The organism is Magnetospirillum sp. ME-1 (genome assembly GCF_002105535.1).
Classification (GTDB): Bacteria; Pseudomonadota; Alphaproteobacteria; order Rhodospirillales; family Magnetospirillaceae; genus Phaeospirillum.
In genome coordinates this window covers 1485942-1503833 of the sequence record NZ_CP015848.1, presented here as the reverse complement: position 1 = coordinate 1503833, position 17892 = coordinate 1485942, and the positions used below count along the sequence as shown (strand labels likewise).

Annotated in this window: 17 protein-coding genes; 7 read left to right on the top strand and 10 right to left on the bottom strand. The window is 67.6% G+C overall.

All coding sequences use genetic code 11. The annotated features are described in order from the left end of the window. The first annotated feature begins 102 nt into the window (after nucleotides 1–102). Nucleotides 103–879 carry an exodeoxyribonuclease III gene (gene xth, locus WV31_RS06950; protein WP_085372877.1) on the top strand — a complete coding sequence of 259 codons (777 nt, stop codon included), beginning with the start codon at nucleotides 103–105 and terminating at the stop codon, nucleotides 877–879. On the opposite strand, the gene WV31_RS06945 is transcribed toward xth, so the two are convergent. From WV31_RS06945 to WV31_RS06910, 8 genes are all read right to left on the bottom strand, one after another. Next, entirely contained in the window at nucleotides 876–1724 is an 849-nt protein-coding gene (locus WV31_RS06945) for a bacteriohemerythrin (RefSeq protein ID WP_145980772.1), read from the bottom strand. The genes xth and WV31_RS06945 overlap by 4 nt on opposite strands. Before the next feature lie 16 nt (nucleotides 1725–1740). Beyond that, on the bottom strand, nucleotides 1741–3591 hold the full coding sequence (ilvD, locus tag WV31_RS06940) for a dihydroxy-acid dehydratase (RefSeq protein WP_085372875.1): 1851 nt from the start codon (nucleotides 3589–3591) through the stop codon (nucleotides 1741–1743). Nucleotides 3592–3630: 39 nt separating this feature from the next. After that, a complete protein-coding gene (locus WV31_RS06935; protein WP_085372874.1) occupies nucleotides 3631–3960 on the bottom strand; it encodes a hypothetical protein in 330 nt (109 codons plus the stop codon). 3 nt (nucleotides 3961–3963) lie between these two features. Continuing rightward, a complete protein-coding gene (locus WV31_RS06930) occupies nucleotides 3964–4635 on the bottom strand; it encodes a haloacid dehalogenase type II (protein WP_085372873.1) in 672 nt (223 codons plus the stop codon). After that, nucleotides 4632–6596: a lytic transglycosylase domain-containing protein gene (locus WV31_RS06925; RefSeq protein ID WP_085372872.1), complete on the bottom strand. Its 1965-nt coding sequence runs from the start codon at nucleotides 6594–6596 to the stop codon at nucleotides 4632–4634. Before WV31_RS06925 ends, WV31_RS06930 begins: the two co-directional genes overlap by 4 nt. Before the next feature lie 62 nt (nucleotides 6597–6658). Further along, a complete protein-coding gene (locus WV31_RS06920; RefSeq protein WP_085372871.1) occupies nucleotides 6659–7357 on the bottom strand; it encodes an ABC transporter ATP-binding protein in 699 nt (232 codons plus the stop codon). A gap of 2 nt (nucleotides 7358–7359) precedes the next feature. Continuing rightward, the gene (locus WV31_RS06915) at nucleotides 7360–8493 is read right to left on the bottom strand and encodes an ABC transporter permease (RefSeq protein WP_085372870.1); all 1134 of its coding nucleotides are present in this window, start codon (nucleotides 8491–8493) and stop codon (nucleotides 7360–7362) included. Further along, nucleotides 8490–9653: an efflux RND transporter periplasmic adaptor subunit gene (locus tag WV31_RS06910; RefSeq protein ID WP_085372869.1), complete on the bottom strand. Its 1164-nt coding sequence runs from the start codon at nucleotides 9651–9653 to the stop codon at nucleotides 8490–8492. Before WV31_RS06910 ends, WV31_RS06915 begins: the two co-directional genes overlap by 4 nt. Before the next feature lie 178 nt (nucleotides 9654–9831). Here WV31_RS06910 and dapA point away from each other — a divergent pair, with 178 nt between their 5' ends. The 3 genes from dapA to WV31_RS06895 all read left to right on the top strand — a co-directional run bounded on the left by dapA (nucleotide 9832) and on the right by WV31_RS06895 (nucleotide 11997). After that, on the top strand, nucleotides 9832–10704 hold the full coding sequence (gene dapA / locus WV31_RS06905) for a 4-hydroxy-tetrahydrodipicolinate synthase (protein WP_085372868.1): 873 nt from the start codon (nucleotides 9832–9834) through the stop codon (nucleotides 10702–10704). A gap of 21 nt (nucleotides 10705–10725) precedes the next feature. Then, nucleotides 10726–11187 (top strand): SsrA-binding protein SmpB, encoded by a 462-nt coding sequence (gene smpB / locus WV31_RS06900; RefSeq protein ID WP_068434920.1) that lies wholly within the window; start codon nucleotides 10726–10728, stop codon nucleotides 11185–11187. A 168-nt stretch (nucleotides 11188–11355) separates the two neighbouring features. Next, on the top strand, nucleotides 11356–11997 hold the full coding sequence (locus WV31_RS06895) for a sulfite oxidase-like oxidoreductase (protein WP_085372867.1): 642 nt from the start codon (nucleotides 11356–11358) through the stop codon (nucleotides 11995–11997). A 6-nt stretch (nucleotides 11998–12003) separates the two neighbouring features. Here the strand turns inward: WV31_RS06895 and WV31_RS06890 are convergent, their stop codons facing one another. Beyond that, nucleotides 12004–14478: a sensor histidine kinase gene (locus tag WV31_RS06890; RefSeq protein ID WP_237051529.1), complete on the bottom strand. Its 2475-nt coding sequence runs from the start codon at nucleotides 14476–14478 to the stop codon at nucleotides 12004–12006. A 384-nt stretch (nucleotides 14479–14862) separates the two neighbouring features. Between WV31_RS06890 and WV31_RS06885 the strand changes: the two genes are divergently transcribed. Continuing rightward, nucleotides 14863–15345, top strand: coding sequence for a phosphatidylglycerophosphatase A family protein (locus WV31_RS06885; RefSeq protein ID WP_085372865.1), 483 nt, complete (start codon nucleotides 14863–14865; stop codon nucleotides 15343–15345). Nucleotides 15346–15347: 2 nt separating this feature from the next. Then, entirely contained in the window at nucleotides 15348–15839 is a 492-nt protein-coding gene (locus WV31_RS06880) for a CinA family protein (RefSeq protein ID WP_085372864.1), read from the top strand. Here WV31_RS06880 and WV31_RS06875 read toward each other — a convergent pair. Next, nucleotides 15781–16110, bottom strand: coding sequence for a hypothetical protein (locus WV31_RS06875; RefSeq protein WP_237051528.1), 330 nt, complete (start codon nucleotides 16108–16110; stop codon nucleotides 15781–15783). The two genes, WV31_RS06880 and WV31_RS06875, sit on opposite strands and share 59 nt — an antisense overlap. Before the next feature lie 97 nt (nucleotides 16111–16207). On the opposite strand from WV31_RS06875, the gene WV31_RS06870 reads away from it, so the two are divergent. Further along, a complete protein-coding gene (locus WV31_RS06870; RefSeq protein WP_085372862.1) occupies nucleotides 16208–17890 on the top strand; it encodes a thiamine pyrophosphate-binding protein in 1683 nt (560 codons plus the stop codon). Nucleotides 17891–17892: the final 2 nt, after the last annotated feature.

The window sequence follows — 17892 nt, the reverse complement described above, 5'->3', positions numbered from 1 at the left end:
GTATTTCTACATACAATCCCAATAACGCTGGGCTGCCTTGTCGAAACCGCCGGCTCCTGTATCCTCGAAGGCCTGCAACACCTTGCCGGAGCGGATGAAGACATGGGACTGCGCGTCGCCACTTGGAACGTCAATTCGGTGCGGGCCCGCCTGGGCAACGTGCTCGACTGGCTGAACACCTTCGCCCCCGACGTGGTTCTGCTGCAGGAGATCAAGTGCCAGGACCAGGACTTTCCACGCCTGGAAATCGAAGCCGCCGGCTATCGCGCCGCAATTCACGGCCAGAAGAGCTATAACGGCGTCGCCATCCTGTCACGCCTGCCCATGAGCGACATCGCCTGCCGCCTGCCCGGCGACGAGACCGACGAACAGGCCCGCTACATCGAGGCGACCATCGCCGGCTGGCGCCTCGCCTCGCTTTACCTGCCCAACGGCAACCCCGCCCCCGGCGACAAGTTCGACTACAAGCTGGCATGGATGGCGCGGTTGAAGCGGCATGCCGAAACCTTGCTGGCCCAAGGCGCACCCTTCGTCCTGGGCGGCGATTTCAACATCTGCCCCACCGACGACGACGTCTATGATCCGCCCAACTGGCAAGGTGACGCGCTGTGCCGCCCCGACAGCCGCGCCGCCTTCCGCTCGATCGTCAACCTCGGGCTGACGGAGGCGTTCCGCGCCCTGCACCCCGATGAAAAGGGCCGCTATTCCTTCTGGGATTACCAGGCCGGGGCCTGGCAGCGGGACGAGGGGCTTCGCATCGACCATTTCCTGCTGTCGCCCCAGGCGGCCGACCGCCTGCGGGCCTGCGACATCGACAAGGCTCCGCGGGGCAAGGAGAAGGCCTCGGACCACACGCCGGTATGGATCGAGTTGGATTAAGCCGCCTTCCCCACCAGCCGGGCAACGCCTAGCAGCAGGTTGCGGGCCGAGATGGGCTTTTCCATGAACTCGTCGGCGCCGGCCAGCAGGGCCAGATCCCGGTTGGTCATGCGTTCATGCCCCGACAGGATCAGCACCGGCAGGCCCGCCTGGTCCGGTGGGCCGCGCCGCACCCATTTGACCAGATCCAGCCCGCTTTCCTCGCCCACATGCCAGTCGGACACTACGATGTCCAGGCGGTCCTGGCCGATCACCGCCTTGGCGGAATCCAGGTCATGGACGGCGGAGATGGTGGCCACGCCGACGCTGCCCAGGATGGTGCGCAGGATCTCGCAGAAATTGAGGTTGTCGTCCACCAGCAGCACGCGCAGCTTCGGCCAGTCCACCTGCGCCGACTTCGCCGTTCCACCGGTCAGCGACACCCGCTGGGCCGCCGCCTCGGCGCCGGGATGGCCGATCAGCCACGAGCGGTAGTTCATGTCGGTGGTGCAGATGTGGTCGATCAGCCAGGAATTCAGGAACGTCAGGCAGTCGCGCGCCCGTACCGAGGTCCTGTCCTCGGTGTAGCGCGCCTTGAAGGCGGCGACCTTGTCCGCGAAGCTGGTGTGGGTGCCGTGATGCTGGGTCAGCAGCGGATAGCGGCAGGCCTCCATCATCTTTTCCTCGCGGGCGAAGTGATGGGCGGCGTATTCGTCGAGCGCCTGCAGCACACTGCCCACCGACGCGTATTCCTCGTCGTCGCCGATGGAACGCTGCAGGTGATTGATCAGGCCGATGAGGGTCTTATGGTCGGAATCGAGCAGCGGCACGCCGACGCTCATCCTCTCGCTCCACGTCACCCCCATCGGTCTTGCCCCTTACTCAGCGATCCAGTTGCGACACATCGCGCACCGCGCCCCGGGCCGCGCTGGTGGTCATGGCGGCATAGGCCTTGAGCGCCGCCGACACCTGGCGGTCACGGTCCACCGGCTTCCAGGCCTTGGGCCCCAAGGCCTGCATGGCCTGACGACGCTTATCCAATTCGGTATCGGAGATCCGGATTGCAATACTGCGGTTGGGGATATGAATATCGATGATGTCGCCCGGCTCGATCAGGCCGATGGCGCCGCCCTCGGCGGCTTCCGGCGAGACGTGGCCGATGGACAGGCCCGAGGTTCCGCCCGAGAAGCGGCCATCGGTGATCAGCGCGCATTCCTTGCCCAGCCCCATGCTCTTCAGGTAGCTGGTGGGGTACAGCATCTCCTGCATGCCCGGCCCGCCGCGCGGGCCTTCGTAGCGCACGATGACCACGTCGCCGGCCTTGACCTGACCGCCCAGGATCTTGGCCACCGCCTCGTCCTGGCTTTCACAGATCACGGCGGGCCCCGAGAAGGTCAGGTTCTTGTCGTCCACGCCGGCGGTCTTGACGATGCAGCCGTCCAGAGCCAGGTTGCCGAACAGCACGGCCAGGCCGCCATCCTTGGAAAAGGCGTTGTCGACCGAACGGGTGACGCCCTTGGCGCGGTCCTTGTCGACCTCGGCCCAGCGCTTGGACTGCCCGAAGGCCTCGGTGGTGCGCACGCCGCCGGGAGCGGCCTTGTAGAACTCATGCACCTTGGGATCGTTGGAACGCGAGATGTCCCAGGTGTCCAGGGCCTCGGCCAGGGTGCGCGAATGGACGGTGCCGCAGTCGCGGTTGATCAGGCCGCCCCGATCCAGTTGCCCTAAGATGCCCATGATGCCGCCGGCCCGATGCACGTCCTCGATATGCACGTCGGGGACGTTGGGGGCCACCTTGCACAGGCAGGGCACCCGGCGCGACAGCCGGTCGATGTCGCTCATGCCGAAGGCGACGCCCGCCTCCTGCGCCGCCGCCAGCAGATGCAGCACGGTGTTGGTGGAGCCGCCCATGGCGATGTCCAGCGTCATGGCGTTCTCGAAGGCCTTGAAGGTGGCGATGGAGCGCGGCAGAACGGACGAATCGTCGCCCTCATAGGCGCGCCTGGCCAGATCGACGATGCGCCGCCCGGCTTCCAGGAACAGCTCCTTGCGGTCGGAATGGGTGGCGACCACCGTGCCGTTGCCGGGCAGGCCCAGGCCCAACGCCTCGATCAGGCAGTTCATGGAATTGGCTGTGAACATGCCCGAGCACGAGCCGCAGGTGGGGCAGCTTTCCTTTTCGAAGGCCAGCGCCTCCTCGTCCGAGACGTTCTGGTCGGCGCCCTTGATCATGGCGTCGATCAGGTCCACGGCGTGGGTCTCGCCCTTGTAGGTGACCTTACCGGCCTCCATGGGGCCGCCCGAGATGAAAATGGTGGGGATGTTGAGGCGCAACGACGCCATCAGCATGCCGGGTGTGATCTTGTCGCAATTGGAGATGCAGACCATGGCGTCGGCGCAATGGGCGTTGACCATGTACTCGACGCTGTCGGCGATCAGCTCGCGCGAGGGCAGCGAATACAGCATGCCGGAATGGCCCATGGCGATGCCGTCGTCGATGGCGATGGTGTCGAATTCCTTGGCGACGCCGCCGGCCTTCTCGATCTCGCGCGCCACCATCTGGCCCAGATCCTTCAGGTGCACGTGGCCGGGCACGAACTGGGTGAAGGAATTGGCGATGGCGATGATCGGCTTGCCGAAATCGGCATCGGTCATGCCTGTGGCGCGCCACAGGCCGCGGGCACCGGACATGTTGCGGCCGTGGGTGGAGGTACGGGAGCGATAAGCGGGCATGGGTGTCAACCTTCGTTTGACGGAACTATGGAAATGGTCTCAGCCCCGGATCTTCTCGGGGTTGCTGATGCCCAGGCGCTCGGCCTCGGCATCGAAAGCCTCGCGGTACAGCGGGAAGGCCCGGGTCTTGGTCACCGCCTCGCCGGTCCGCGCATGGGTGTAGGTCTCGCGCACCAGCAGCGGATGCGCGTCCTTGTTGGGGCAGGCATCGCCCTCGGCGATCAGGGCCTTGATCTGGGCGGTCAGCCCGGCGATATGGCAGGAATCGATGTCGGCGTCGCCGTTCAATTCCTCGATCTCGGCGCGCAATTCCTCGAGTTCGGCGCGCAGCGCCTCGTTCTCGGCCCGCAGCTCTTCCAATTCGTCCACGCATCAACCTCCAAGAATTACCGGCAGTTCCGCCAGATTGGCCACCGTCGCCTTGGTTCCCAGCGGCAGCTTCTCCGGGGACACGTTGTCGCGGTTGATCCACACCACCTGAAAACCGAAAGCGGCGGCGCCGCTGACGTCCCAGGCGTTGGCCGATACGAAGCATACGCTTTCCGGCGTCACGCCGAAATGGGTTGCCGCCAATTGATACACCAACGGGTCCGGTTTGAAACGCTGCACCGACTGGGCCGACAGCACCGCATCGAGATGAGCCCGCAGACCGGCGGCCCCCGCCTCGAGCATGCGAACCGTCCCGTTGGACAGAATGGCCGTGCGGCAGCCCATCTCCCGCAGGCGGGACAGGGATTGGATCACCTCGGGGTAAAGCTCCGGCCTCAACCAGCCTTCCATCAGCCGGTGCCGCAGGCCGCGGTCATCCAGCCGAAGGGTTTCCATGGCGAATTCCAGGGCCTCGTCGGTCACCCGCCAGAAATCGGCCGCCACGCCGGCCCGAAGCGGCAGCCAGCTGAGCTCCAGCTGGCGGCGGCGCCAGACCCGCAGCAGGGTCTCGGCCTTGTCGCCCAGCTCACCCTGGACGGAGCGGGCGATTCCCCCGATGTCGAACAGGGTGCCATAGGCGTCGAAGACACAGACCTTGGCCGCGGCAAGGGTCACGGACGCGCCTCCGCCGTGCGCCGCGCCCAGCGCCTCAGATCGGCTTCCAGGGTGGGGCCCACATGCTTGCCCAGGCGACGGCGATAGACCGCGACGCTTTCCATCACCCGCTGCACGTAGTTGCGGGTTTCGCTGAACGGAATCATCTCGACCCAATCGACCACGTCCACGTTCATGTCGCGGGGGTCGCCGTATTCGCGGATCCAGCGCCGGGCGCGGCCCGGCCCCGCATTGTAGGAGGCCAGCGCCAGGATGTACGACCCCTCGAAATCGCCCACCAGATCGCGCAGATAGGCCGAGCCCACCGCCACGTTGAAATTGGGGTCGTCCAGCTTCTTGACGTGGTACTTGAGGCCCATGGACTTGGCCACCTTGGAGGCGGTGGACGGCAGCAGCTGCATGAATCCCTTGGCCCCGGCCGGCGATTCGATATCGGCGACAAAGCCGCTTTCCTGGCGGATCACCGCCAGCACCAGGGCCTTTTCCGGGGTGGTCTCGTCGGCGGCAAGCGCTGGAACCGGCCAGCCGGCCTGGACCAGGGTGACGCCCTCGCGGTCCGAACGCCGCGCCACGGTCAGCCCCAGGTCATGGCGCCCGGTGCGGGTGGCCAGCCCGGCCACCAGGGTGCGCTCGCCCGGGGTCTGGACGGTGTCGTTGAGCCGGATGAAGAAGGACCGCAACAGCTCGATCTCGCCCACCTGCATCAGCAGCCGGGTGGCGGCGACCACGTCGCGGGCCTCGAACCGCGCCACGTCCTCGGGCGTCGGCTGCGGCTCGTCGGGCAGCGGCCAATGCTGGTCGCCCAGCCTGGACGCCCCCAGCTGGCCGTAATAGGTGGTGGAATAGCGCGCCGCCCGGGTGAACCAGTCCCGCGCCTTGGGATCATTCGCCGCCTCGAAGGCGCGCCCCGCCCAATAGGCGGCGCGGGCCCGCGAGATGGGATGGCTGGCCCATTCGTGCAGGCGGGTGAAATGGTGGATGGCGGTGGTCTTGTCGTCGAGGAAGCGCAGCGCCACCCAGCCGGCCAGGAATTCGGCATCCACGTACTGGGTGCCGCCCTCCAGCCCGTGATCGGCGGCGGCCTGATAGGCCCGGGACACCAGCCCCTTCTGCAGGGCGCGGCGCGCCAGGATGGCGCGTTCCTGCCACCACAGGTCGGGACGGATCTTGTTGCGCGACGGATGGGCCAGCAGGTCCAGCGCCTCCTCGTCCATGTCCTTCTGGCGGCGCCAGCGCACCCGCTCGTAGATCAGGCCGGGATCGTCGCGCAAGCCGGCGGGAACGGCCGCGATCAGCGGCTCGGGATTGGACTTGCCCGCCTGCAGGGCGAGGCGGGCCTGGGCCACGGCGCGGTGGCCGGCATCCACCTTCATGATCATCCGCTGGACCGAGGCTTCCTGCCGGTCCCACAGCAGGCGGTCAAGGCGGCGCCAGTGGTCCTCGTAGCGCAGATGCTCGCCGAAATGGTTGAGATACTGCTTTTCCTGCAAGGCCCCGAAACTCAAAGAGACCCAGGTGTCGCGGATCACCTGCACCGCCTGCTCGTCCCGCCCGGCAGCGAACAGGGCCCGGGCATAGGCCTGGCCGCCGTCGGCGGTGGTGGGCGGGTGCGAATCGAACCAGGCCAGCACCTGGGCGGTGGGCGTGGCGGCGGTGATGGATTCCTCGGCCCGCTTGGTCATCTGGCTCATCATCGGCCATTCGGGATTGGCGTGGATGAAGGCGGCCAGCTGGGCGAACTCGGCCCCCGACCGGCCCGAGACATAGGCCATCCAGGTGACCAGACGGGGCAGAACCTTGGAGTGCGACTGCCGCGCCAGACGGGCGGCCTCGTCGAAATGGTCGCGCTTGGCGGCGGCGATCACCTGCCGGGTCAGCGCGGCGTCTCCCTCGGCAGAAGCCGGCTGGAACGAACCGAAGACGACAAGCGCGGCAAGGACGAGGACGGACAGAACCTTCAACGGACGCATCCAGTGGGATCGTTCAGCGGGGGACGTATTCTAGAGGGCTCTCCCAAGGGCTTTCAAGCCGAACCGCTCTCGAGCACCCCATCACGTACCCGCACCATGCGGTCGAAGCGGTCGTAGATCTTCTCGTCGTGGCTGACCACCAGAACCGCCGCCTGCTGCTCGCGGGCCACCTTGATCAGCAGGTCCATGACGATGGCGGCGCGCTGGGAATCCAGCGCGGCGGTGGGTTCGTCGGCCAGGATCAGCCGGGGATTGTTGGCCAGGGCGCGGGCGATGGCCACCCGCTGGGCCTCGCCGCCCGACAGCTGGGCCGGGACCGCCTCTGCACGCGCGCCCACCTCCAGATAGTCCAGCAGCTCGCCGGCGCGGCTCTGCGCCTCGCGCCGGTCCCGCCCGGCCAGTTCCAGCACCACGGCCACGTTGTCGCGGCTGTTGAGGAAGGGCAGCAGATTGTGGAACTGGAAGATGAAGCCGATCTTGTCCAGGCGCAGGCGGCGCAGGTCGCCGCCCGTCCAGGCCCCGTCATAGACCGCCGCCCCGTCCAGAACCATGCGCCCGGCGCTGGGTTCGATCACGCAGCCGATGATGTTGAGCAGGGTGCTCTTGCCCGAACCGCTGGGGCCCAGCAGCCCCACCACCTCGCCGGGATACAGCGACAGACCGACGCCGCGCAGGGCGTCGACCCGCGAGCTTCCCTCGCCGAAATGCTTGGCGATTCCCGTCAGTTCCGCCAGGGGGCGCGCCGCGTTCATGCTCATCCCCCCAATGCCGCCGCCGGCTCGATCCGAAGCGCCAGCCGCACACCCAGGCCGCTGGACAGGATGCAGACCACCAGCACCAGACCGGCCAGCATCACGGCGTCATCGGCGTGCAGCACCACCCGGCGGGGAAATCTGTCAGCCACAAGGTTGACAAGCATCGCCCCCATGGAAAAGCCGATCAGCCCCATGGCCAGGGCCTGCTGCAGGATCAGGCCGACGATGGTGCGGTCGGGTGCGCCGATCAGCTTCAGCGTGGCGATCTCGCGGGTCTTGTCCATGGTCATGGTGTAGATGATCAAGGCGATCACCACCGCCGACACCACCATCAGGATGGCGGTGAACAGCCCGATCTGGCGGCGCGCCTTTTCCACCACGGATTCCACCAGGATGGATTCCTGCTGTCCTTGCGTGGCGGTCCCCAGGTGCTTCCAGCGCCCGATCTCGTGGGCCACCCGGTCGGCCGGCGCGCCCGGGTCCAGACGCGCCACCACGGCATTGATGGTGTCCAGGGCGGGAGGCGGCGCGCCGCGCGCCTGATCGCGGCGATAGGTGGAGGGCTTGGGCAGGAACTGCAGATCCTGGGCGTCGCGCAGGCTGAGAAACAGCACGGGATCGCCGCCGGTGGAGACGTGATTGCGGGTCAGCCCGACGATCAGGTACTCGTCACGGCCCAGACGCAGACGCTCGCCCAGCGCCAGACCGGCGCGGCGGTCGGCCACCGCCTCGCCATGGCGGATGGCGATGGCGCGCCCCGCTTCGATTGCGGCCGGCCCGCCCATGCGGCCGGGCTCGTAGCCGACCACCTGCAGGCGCAGCTTGCGGTCCCCATGGGCCGTCTCCACCGTCTGATAGGTGACCGAACCGGCATCAGCCACGCCGGGAACGCGGGCCACCATCTCGCGGGTGTCGCCGGGCATGCGCGAGGCTTCGGCGAACGGCCCCCTGGACCCCGCCTCCACCACCCAGAGATCGGCGGCGGGCGCGCGCACCAGGGACAGGGCGTCCTCGACCAGCCCGCGATAGATGCCGATCATGGACAGCACCACGCCCAGCAGCAGGGCCAGCCCCAGGCAGGTCAGCAGAAACCGCCCCAGCTTGTGCCGGATGTCGCGCAGGGCGAGGTTCATGGCGCAGCGTCGCTCATGCGGACCGAAAGCCCCTCGGCCAGCCCGGCGGTCAGCCGCGTCACCACCCGGATTCCGTCGGACAGGCCGCCGACCACTTCCAGACGCCCATCCAGGGTGCGGCGGCCGAACGACAGCGTCCGCCGCGCCAGCCGGCCGTTCTCCACCACCCAGGCCAGGCCCTGGCGGCCGTCGAAGCCTTGAATCGCCGAAAGGGGCACAAGCGTGGCGCTGTCCAGCCGGGCGGCGTCGATCACCACCTCCGCCTGCTCGCCCAGGTTCTGGGGGCACTCGCGGCAGGCGACATAGATCTTCCGCTCCTCGGTGGTGCGGTCGCTTTCGATGTCGATGCGGACCACCCGGCCGGCAAAGCGCCTGGCCGGTTCCGAGCGCAGCCGCACCTCGGCCTCCTGCCCCACCGCCACGCCGCCGGCCTGGGTCTCGTCCACATAGGACAGGACCCAGACGGTTTCGGGGTCGAACAGGGTGAACACCCCCTCGCCCGGCGCCACCACGCTTCCCAGCTCCCGCGACCTGAGCGAGATGCGGCCGTCATAGGGCGCGGTCAGGACATGGCGGGCCAGCAGCACCTCGTTCAACTCCAGCTGGGCGCGGGCGTCGGCCAGGGTGGCCAGCGCCAGGGACACCTCGGCATTGGCGGCCTGGGCATCGGCGCCGGCGCTGACCGCCGCCGCCTGGGCGTCCCCGAAGGTTTCCTCGCTGATGGTTCCCGAGGCCACCAGGGACTTGCGGCGCTGGCTGACCTTTTCCTTCTGCGCCCGGTTGGCCGCCGCCTTGGCGACGATGGCCCGCGCCGAGGTGGACTGGGCCAGGGCCTTGTCGTACTGGGCGCGGGCAGCAGCCACCTTGGCCCGCTGCTCCGCATCGTCCAGCCGGGCCAGAACCTGCCCCTTGGCCACCCCGTCCCCGGCATCGGCCCGCAGCTCGGCCAGGGTTCCCGCCACGGCGAAGCCGATCTTGGAAGCGACCTTGGCCTCGATGGTGCCCAGCCCGTAGACGCGGATGGGAACGTCGCGGGACGCAACCGCCACCTCGACCGCGACGCCGCCCAGAACCATCCGGCCGACGGCAAGGGCGGCAAGGACAGCAGCCAGACCCATGGCCAATCTTGGGTGAGAGCGCAGCAGGACGGCAAACTTCATGGAGACGGCCTTTCCGGGAAATCTGTGTAATCCCGGCATGATTTAGACACATCTAATTTACATTGCCAATCCACCTTCGTCTCATGTCCGTCATGAGACGCGCATGGTCGTCTTGCCCCCGGCCGCGCTTGCCGCTAATGTCCCGTGTTCCATCAACCGCCCATCCGGGAAGACTGCCATGTTCAAGGGATCCATCACCGCTCTCATCACTCCGTTCCTCAATGGAAAGGTGAATGAGAAAGCGTTCCAGGATCTGGTCGCCTGGCAGATCGCCGAGGGCACCCATGCGGTCGTCCCCTGCGGCACCACCGGCGAATCGCCCACCCTGTCGCACGACGAGCATCATCGCGTGGTGGAGCTGTGCCTGGAAGTGGCCAAGGGCAAGGTCCCGGTCATCGCCGGCACCGGCTCCAATTCCACGGACGAGGCCATCGCGCTGACCCGGCACGCCAAGCAGGCCGGCGCCGACGCGGCCCTGGTGGTGGCGCCCTATTACAACAAGCCGACCCAGGAAGGCCTGTTCCGCCACTTCGAGGCCATCGCCAAGGCGGTGGACATTCCCATCGTCGTCTACAACATCCCCGGCCGCTCGGTGATCGACATCAGCGTCGAGACCTTCGTGCGTCTGTCGGCGCTGCCCAACATCATCGGCATCAAGGACGCCACCGCCGATCTGGCCCGGCCCTTGCGTATCCGCGCCGCGCTGGGCGACCGGCTGTGCCAGCTGTCGGGCGAGGACGCCACCGCCATCGCCTTCAACGCCCAGGGCGGCCTGGGCTGCATCTCGGTGACCTCCAACATCGCGCCCAAGCTGTGCGCGCAGATGCAGAACGCCTGGGCCAAGGGCGACCTGGCCACCTGCAACGAGCTGAACAAAAAGCTCATGCCGCTGCACGACGCCCTGTTCTGCGAGACCAGCCCGGCGCCGGTGAAGTACGCCGCCAGCCTGCTGGGCAAGTCCACTCCCGACGTGCGTCTGCCGCTGGTTCCCGCCAGCGAGAACGCCCGTCACCGGGTCGAGGCGGCTATGAAGGCCGCCGGCCTGATCTAGTCCGAGCAAGGTAAAAAAACCATGGTGCTTCCCGGCCACGTCGCCGCTCAAAACCGCCGGGCGCGCCACGAATACTTCATCATCAGCGAGGTGGAAGCCGGCATCATGCTGGTCGGCACCGAGGTCAAGTCGCTCCGGGTCGGCAAGGGCAACATCAACGAAGCCTTTGCCGGACCCATGCAGGGCGAACTGTACCTGTTCAACGCCTATATCCCCGAATACCAGTCCAAGATGCCCTTCCCGCACGAGACGCGGCGGCCGAGAAAGCTGCTGCTGCACAAGCGCGAGATGGCCAAGCTGATGAGTGCCATCACCAAGGACGGCATGACCCTGGTGCCGCTGGACATCCATTTCGGCCAAAGGGGCATCGCCAAGGTCCAGCTGGGCCTGGCCAAGGGCAAGAAGCTGCACGACAAGCGCGAGGCCATCAAGGAGCGGGACTGGAACCGCGACAAGGCCCGCCTGATGCGCGACAAGGGCTGAACTCGGGCCTGTGCCATCCCATCTTACATCTGCTCAGTCCGTCATCCCGAGCGAAAGCGAGGGATCTCGTTCTGGAAATGCATTGTCGGACCGGCACCGCTGCTCCAGACGGAGATCCCTCCTCCCGATGGTCGTCGGGATGACATGCAAGGTGGAGGCTGGCTCATTATGACCGACAAGGACAAACTGATCGCCGCCAAGGAGACATGGGCCCGCGATGGCCGCGGCCTGACCGGCGAAACCGCCGCCCCCGGCGCCCGGCGGCTGCCGCCCGGCCAGCGCGAGACCTTCGACTTTCCCGTCCTCGACCTGGGTGACCAGCCGAACCTTTCCACCCGCGACTGGTCTTTAAGCGTCGGCGGCATGGTGGACAATCCCATCCGCTGGGACTGGGACACCTTCATGGCCCAGCCGCAGACCCAGCTGGTCAGCGACATCCATTGCGTCACCACCTGGTCGCGCTATGACAATACCTGGGTCGGCGTGGCGGCGCGGCACCTGCTGAAGATAGTCCGGCCGCGCAAGGACGCGCGCTTCTTAGTGCTGCGCAGCTTCGACGGCTACACCACCAACATTCCCCTGTCCCGCTTCGCCGACGACGACGTGCTGCTGGCCCATTCCTGGCAGGGCCAGCCCCTCACCCGCGAACACGGCGGGCCGGTCCGGGCCGTGATCCCCAAGCTGTATTTCTGGAAAAGCGCCAAGTGGCTGCGCCACATCACCTTTTCCGACCGCGACACGCCCGGCTATTGGGAATTGCGCGGTTATCACGGCGAAGGCGACCCGTGGAAGGAAGAGCGCTACAGCTGACTTCGCCTACTCCCCGGCGTTCTGGAACTGTCCGGAGCGGTCGGGATAGGGGCCGAGCGGCAGTCGCACGGTGACCTTGGTCCCCGCCCCCTTGCGGCTGGCGATATCCAGATGCCCACCATGCAGTTCGACGAAGGCCCGCACCAGCGGCAGCCCCAGGCCGGTGCCGTCGTAACGCCGCGACAGGCTGCCGTCCACCTGGCGGAAGGGCAGCATGGCCACCACCACCTCGTCGTCGCTCATGCCGATGCCGGTATCGGCGACGGTGAAGCCCACCTCATCGCCCATCACCTCGACCGTCACCTCGACGCTGCCGCCTTCGGGAGTGAACTTGACGGCGTTGGACAGCAGGTTGACCAGAATCTGCAGCAGCCGGCGGCGGTCGGCCCACATGGCCGGGACGTCGTCGCCCACATGGGTGCCGAGGAACAGTCCGCCGGCGTCGGCGCGGCTTTCGACGATGCGCACGGCGGCGGCCACCACCTCGGCCGGCTCCACCATGGCCATGTCGAATTCCATCTGGCCGGCCTCGATCTTGGCGATGTCGAGGATGTCGTTGATCACCGCCAGGAGATGGCGCCCCGAGGCCAGGATGTCGTTGACGTAGCCGCTGTAGCGGGCCGAGCCCAGCGGGCCGAACATCTCCGACGCCATCACCTCGGAAAAGCCGATGACGGCGTTGAGCGGCGTGCGCAATTCGTGGCTGACATTGGCCAGGAACTCGGTCTTGGCGCGGTTGGCCAGATCGGCCTGTTCCTTGGCGGCGACCAGTTCGCGTTCGGCGCGGATATGCTCGGCGATTTCCGCCTTCAGGGCCTCGGTCCGCTGGTGGACGCGGCGCTCCAGGCTTTCGTTGACCATGTGCAGCAGACGCTCGGCGGCGATGCGCCCGGTGATGTCGCTGCCATAGACATTGACTACGCCCACGCCCGGCAACGGCACGAAGACCAGCGACAGGATGCGGTCGCGGACCGTGACCTCCATTTCCGACTGCACCCCGCCTTTAAGGGCATCGGCGATGCTGACCTTCCACTCGTCGGGCAGCACGCCGCCCAGATCGATGCCCCAGAATTCCAGCAGCCGCGACGCCGACTGATTGGCGTGGGTCACCACACCCTCGCCGGTGACGCGCAGCACCGGATTGGGGTCCTGGGAGGGGAACTGGGCGAATATGGCGATGGATTCCTCGGCCTCGCGCCGTTTGGTGACGTCTTCCACCAGAATCACACCGGCATCGACGGTGCGCGCCAGCATGGTTTCGAAAATACGGGTATCGGCGCCGTCGCCGATCAGCACCTCGTCGCTGCCGTTGGTGCGGGCCTGGAGAAAGGGTTCCAGCCCGCCGGCGATCGCGGCGAAACCGCGCATCATTCCGTTCTCGGCCCGCGGCCCCTCGTCGGTGATACGGATGACGCCGATCCCCATGATGTCGGTGACCGCCTGCAGCAGCCGCAGGCGCTCGTTCTCGGTGGAAAGCGCCATCTGCTCGGTCAGCAGGGCGATGCGCGCCTCCTCCTCGCCGCGCAGCGCCTGACGCGACCGTTCCACCTCGGACACCAGATTTTCGACCTCGGTCTCCAGATGGGCCAACTCGTCCCCATTCGCAGCCTTGGCCTCGGTGCCGAAGACCTGATGGGTCATGTCGGCGACCCGCCGGGCCGACCGGCGGATTCGCCAGGCCACGTAGACCAGGGCGGTAAAGAACAGCGAACTCAAGCCCACGCCCATGATGGTCCGGTTAGAGCGCTCCAGGGCGATCAGCGGTTCGCTCATCACCTTCTGGCGGTCGCGCGGCAGCACGGTGGAGAACGCCAGCCCGCCAAACCCGTCTCCCCCCCCGAAGACGCCTCCTCCGGCAACCAGGAAATTGGCCTGCCAGTCGCTCAGGGCCGGATTAGTCCGGGACGGGGCGCCGTCCTGCGCCCCAGCGCGGGCGACGACCCTGCCGCCGGCCGGCTCGCTTGCCACCATGGCGAAGCCGCGATCGAGATAGGCCCCCATGGTGGCCTGCAGGAAACCATCGTCGATCACCGACACCACGGCCAGCCGCCGCTCCCCTTCCCCGGCCAGGGGCGCGGCCGAGATGAGGACGGCCCCGGAGTCCAAGGCGGCGATACGCTGAGCCCGCCCCGGGGGCAGGCGGGAAATCGCCTCCTCCAGTCCAGGGGGAATGGGCCGTCCCTCCAAAGACCGCATCCTGACCTTGCCGGATGCCAGGGTGGCCAGAATGCTCACGGGGGGAAAGGCGCCGGCTTCGTCGCGGCCCGGCAGCCAGTTGGGTTCGCCATCGGCGCCGACGCCTTCCAGACGGCCGACCAGATTGGCCAGGGCCTGATGGGATTGCAGCATCGCCTCGATGCGCACGGCGTCGCGGCCCGCCTTCTGGTCCAGGCGCTCCATCAGCATGGCATCCACCAGACCGGCAAGCGTCCTTTGATGCATGATCTCGAGAGCGGCCCAAAGAGCGATACAGGCGGCCATGCCGAAAAACACCAGCCTCACCATGAGGCTGCGCCCGCCAATCCGCTCTGGTCCGTGAGGCCTACCCATTCTCGCCTCTGCGATAAGGAAGCACAGCAAACAATAAGGCCGGACACCACACTTACGTATAGGTCAGGATGGCAGTAAGATCAGACCAACCAATTCATCGGCACCAATAAAATCCCTTTGAATGCCACTGAGTCTCACACAATCACCAGACTCTGTCCAGTCCCGCCCAAGTTGAATATTGTGACGCAATCATCTCCATATGTGACGCTGATTATCATTGGACCAGAGATCGCACCATCATATCTATACCCTTTGCCATAGGCTTGCCGATGCCGGCCGAAATGATATGGTGTACGCCTTCCATGGAGGCCGCCGTTGTTTCATTGCCGCGCGGGAATTTCCGTCCTGCACCCCGCCACCCTGGCATCCACCTGGTTCGGCGCCGGCCTGCTGCCCAAGGCGCCGGGAACCTGGGGATCGGCCGCCGCCCTGCCCTTCGCCTGGGGGTTGATGGCCATGGGCGGCCCGGTCCTGCTGCTGGCCGCCACCGTCGCCTGCTTCGCGGTCGGCTGGTGGGCGTCGTCGGTGTATGTGGGACGCACCGGCGCCGAGGACCCCGGCGAGGTGGTGATCGACGAGGTTGCGGGGCAGTGGCTGGTCCTGCTGGCCGCGCCGCTGGAGCCCGTCTCCTACCTGGCCGCCTTCGCCCTATTCCGCCTGTTCGACATCAAGAAGCCCTGGCCGGTCAGCTGGGCCGACCGCCGTGTGGGCGGCGGGCTGGGCATCATGCTCGACGACATCCTGGCCGGATTGTACGGACTGGGACTGATGGCCCTTCTCAACCACGTGCGGAGTTGAGCATGCTTCCCGCCGCCCTGACCGAACGCGCCGCCCAGGTTCTGCGTCACGCCGAAGACCGGCGGGAACGCATCGCCACCGCGGAATCGTGCACCGGCGGGCTGGTGGCGGCGGCGCTGACCGCCATTGCCGGTTCGTCCAGCGTGATGGACCGGGGCTTCGTCACCTATTCCAACGAAGCCAAGACCGAGATGCTGGGCGTCCCGCCCCAATTGATCGCCAGTTGCGGCGCGGTCAGCCGCGAGGTGGCGCTCGCCATGGCCGAGGGTGCGTTGGCCCATTCCCGCGCCGACGCGGCGGTGGCGGTGACCGGCATCGCCGGGCCGGGTGGCGGCTCGGCGGACAAACCGGTGGGGCTGGTCCATTTCGCCCTGGCGCGGCGGGGCGAGGCCACCCGGCACGCCGAGCACCGCTTCGAAGGCGACCGGGACGGAATCAGGCTGCAGGCGGCGCTGACGGCGCTCGGGCTGTTTTTGCCGCCACAACCGACCTGAGGATGGCCAGCGGCACGGTGGGGGCCTCGGAGATGACGTGCAGCCCCTCGCCCGCCAGCGAGGCATAGGGGAACAGCCCGCTGGCCCCATACCCTAAGTGCAGCTTCATGCCGGGCAGCACGGACTGGGCCAGGGCGCGGCAATCGGGGACCGAAGCGGTGAACGGCGCCGCCGCCACGCCGAACGCATCCGCCAGGTCGCGGTCGAGCTCGGGCTCGGCCCCGCTCGCCCGCTCCAGCTTCCGCCCCAGTTCAAGCCAATCGGTCGCCATCATTTCTCCACGCCGTCCATGGACGGACCGGCCGGCGATAGCCTATCTTGTCCGTTCGCCCCGTCACAGCCACTTTCAAGATATGTGGGAGAGTTCCATGTCCCGATCCGGCCCCGCATCCCGTACCGGCGGCGAGATTCTCGCCGATGCCCTGATCGGCCAGGGGGCCGACACGGTGACCTGCGTGCCGGGCGAAAGCTTCCTGCCCTTCCTGGACGCCGCCTGGGATCGCCGCGACCGGCTGAAAGTCCTGGCTTTCCGCCACGAGGGCGGCGCGGCCTATGCCGCCGAGGCCCACGGCAAACTGACGGGGCGGCCCGGCGTGTGCATCGTCGGGCGCGGCCCCGGCGCCACCCACGCCTCGGTGGGCGTGCATACCGCATTCCAGGATTCCACCCCCATGGTGCTGCTGATCGGCCAGGTGGACCGGCCCATCCGGGGCCGCGAGGCCTTCCAGGAGGTGGAACTGGCCCAGATGTTCCGGCCGCTGGCCAAACGGGTGGAAGAGATCACCTCCCCCGACCGCCTGCCCGAGGCGGTAGCCCGCGCCTTCGCCGCCGCCACCGGCGGCCGACCCGGCCCCGCCGTGCTGATCCTGCCCGAAGACATGCTGGCCGAGCGCGCCCAAGTCGCCGACGTGGAGCACCTGCCCCCGGCACTGCCCCATCCCGGCCCCTGCCGCCTGGACAAGATGGTGGAACTGCTGAACGGCGCCCAACGCCCGCTGATGCTGGTGGGCGGCGGCGGCTGGACGCCCGAATCCGCCCAGTTGATCACCCGCTTCGCGGAAGGCTGGAGCCTGCCGGTGGCCGCCTGCTTCCGCCGCCAGGACATCGTCGACAACGAATCGCCCTGCTATGCGGGCGAATTGGGCTATTCCATGGCCCCCAGCCTGGGGGCGCGCGTGCGCGAGGCCGATTTGATCCTGGCGGTGGGAACGCGCCTGGGCGACATCGACACCTCCGGCTACAGCCTGATCGAGGCGCCCAATCCCCGCCAGACCCTGATCCACGTCTTCCCCGAGGCCGAGGAGCTGGGCCGGGTCTTCCGCCCCCATCTCGCCGTCGTCTCCGCCATGCTGCCCTTCGCGAAGGCCGCCGCCGCCCTGGAAGCCCCGGCAACCAAGCCGTGGGCGGAGTGGACGCAGGCGGTGCGGGCCGATCATCTGGCCAACCGGGTGCCCAATCCCTGCCCCGGAGCCCTGGACATGGGCAAGGTAATGGCCGAGATCGAATCCCGCCTGCCCGACGACGCCATCCTCTGCACCGGGGCCGGCAATTACACCGGCTGGCCCCAGCGCTTCCACCGGTTCCGCCATTTTCCCTGCCAGCTGGCTCCGGCCAACGGCTCCATGGGCTATGGCCTGCCCGCCGCCCTGGCCGCCAAGTCGCTGTATCCCGAGCGCATTGTCCTGGCCTTTGCCGGCGACGGCTGCTTCCTGATGACCGCCCAGGAACTGGCCACCGCCAAGCTGCACGGCCTGTCGCCGGTGGTGCTGGTCATCGACAACGGCATGTACGGCACCATCCGCATGCACCAGGAGGCCAGCCATCCCGGCCGGACGCTGGCCACCGATCTGGCCAATCCCGATTTCGCCGCCCTGGCCGCCGCCTACGGCGCCTGGACGGCACGGATCGAGCGCACCGAGGACTTCGCCCCCGCCTTCGAGCAGGCCCTGGCCGCCGGGCGGCTGGCCCTGCTGCATCTGGTCCTCGACCCCGAGGCCATCACTACCCGCACCACGCTGTCGGCCATCCGCGAGAAGGCGGGCAAATCGTAAAG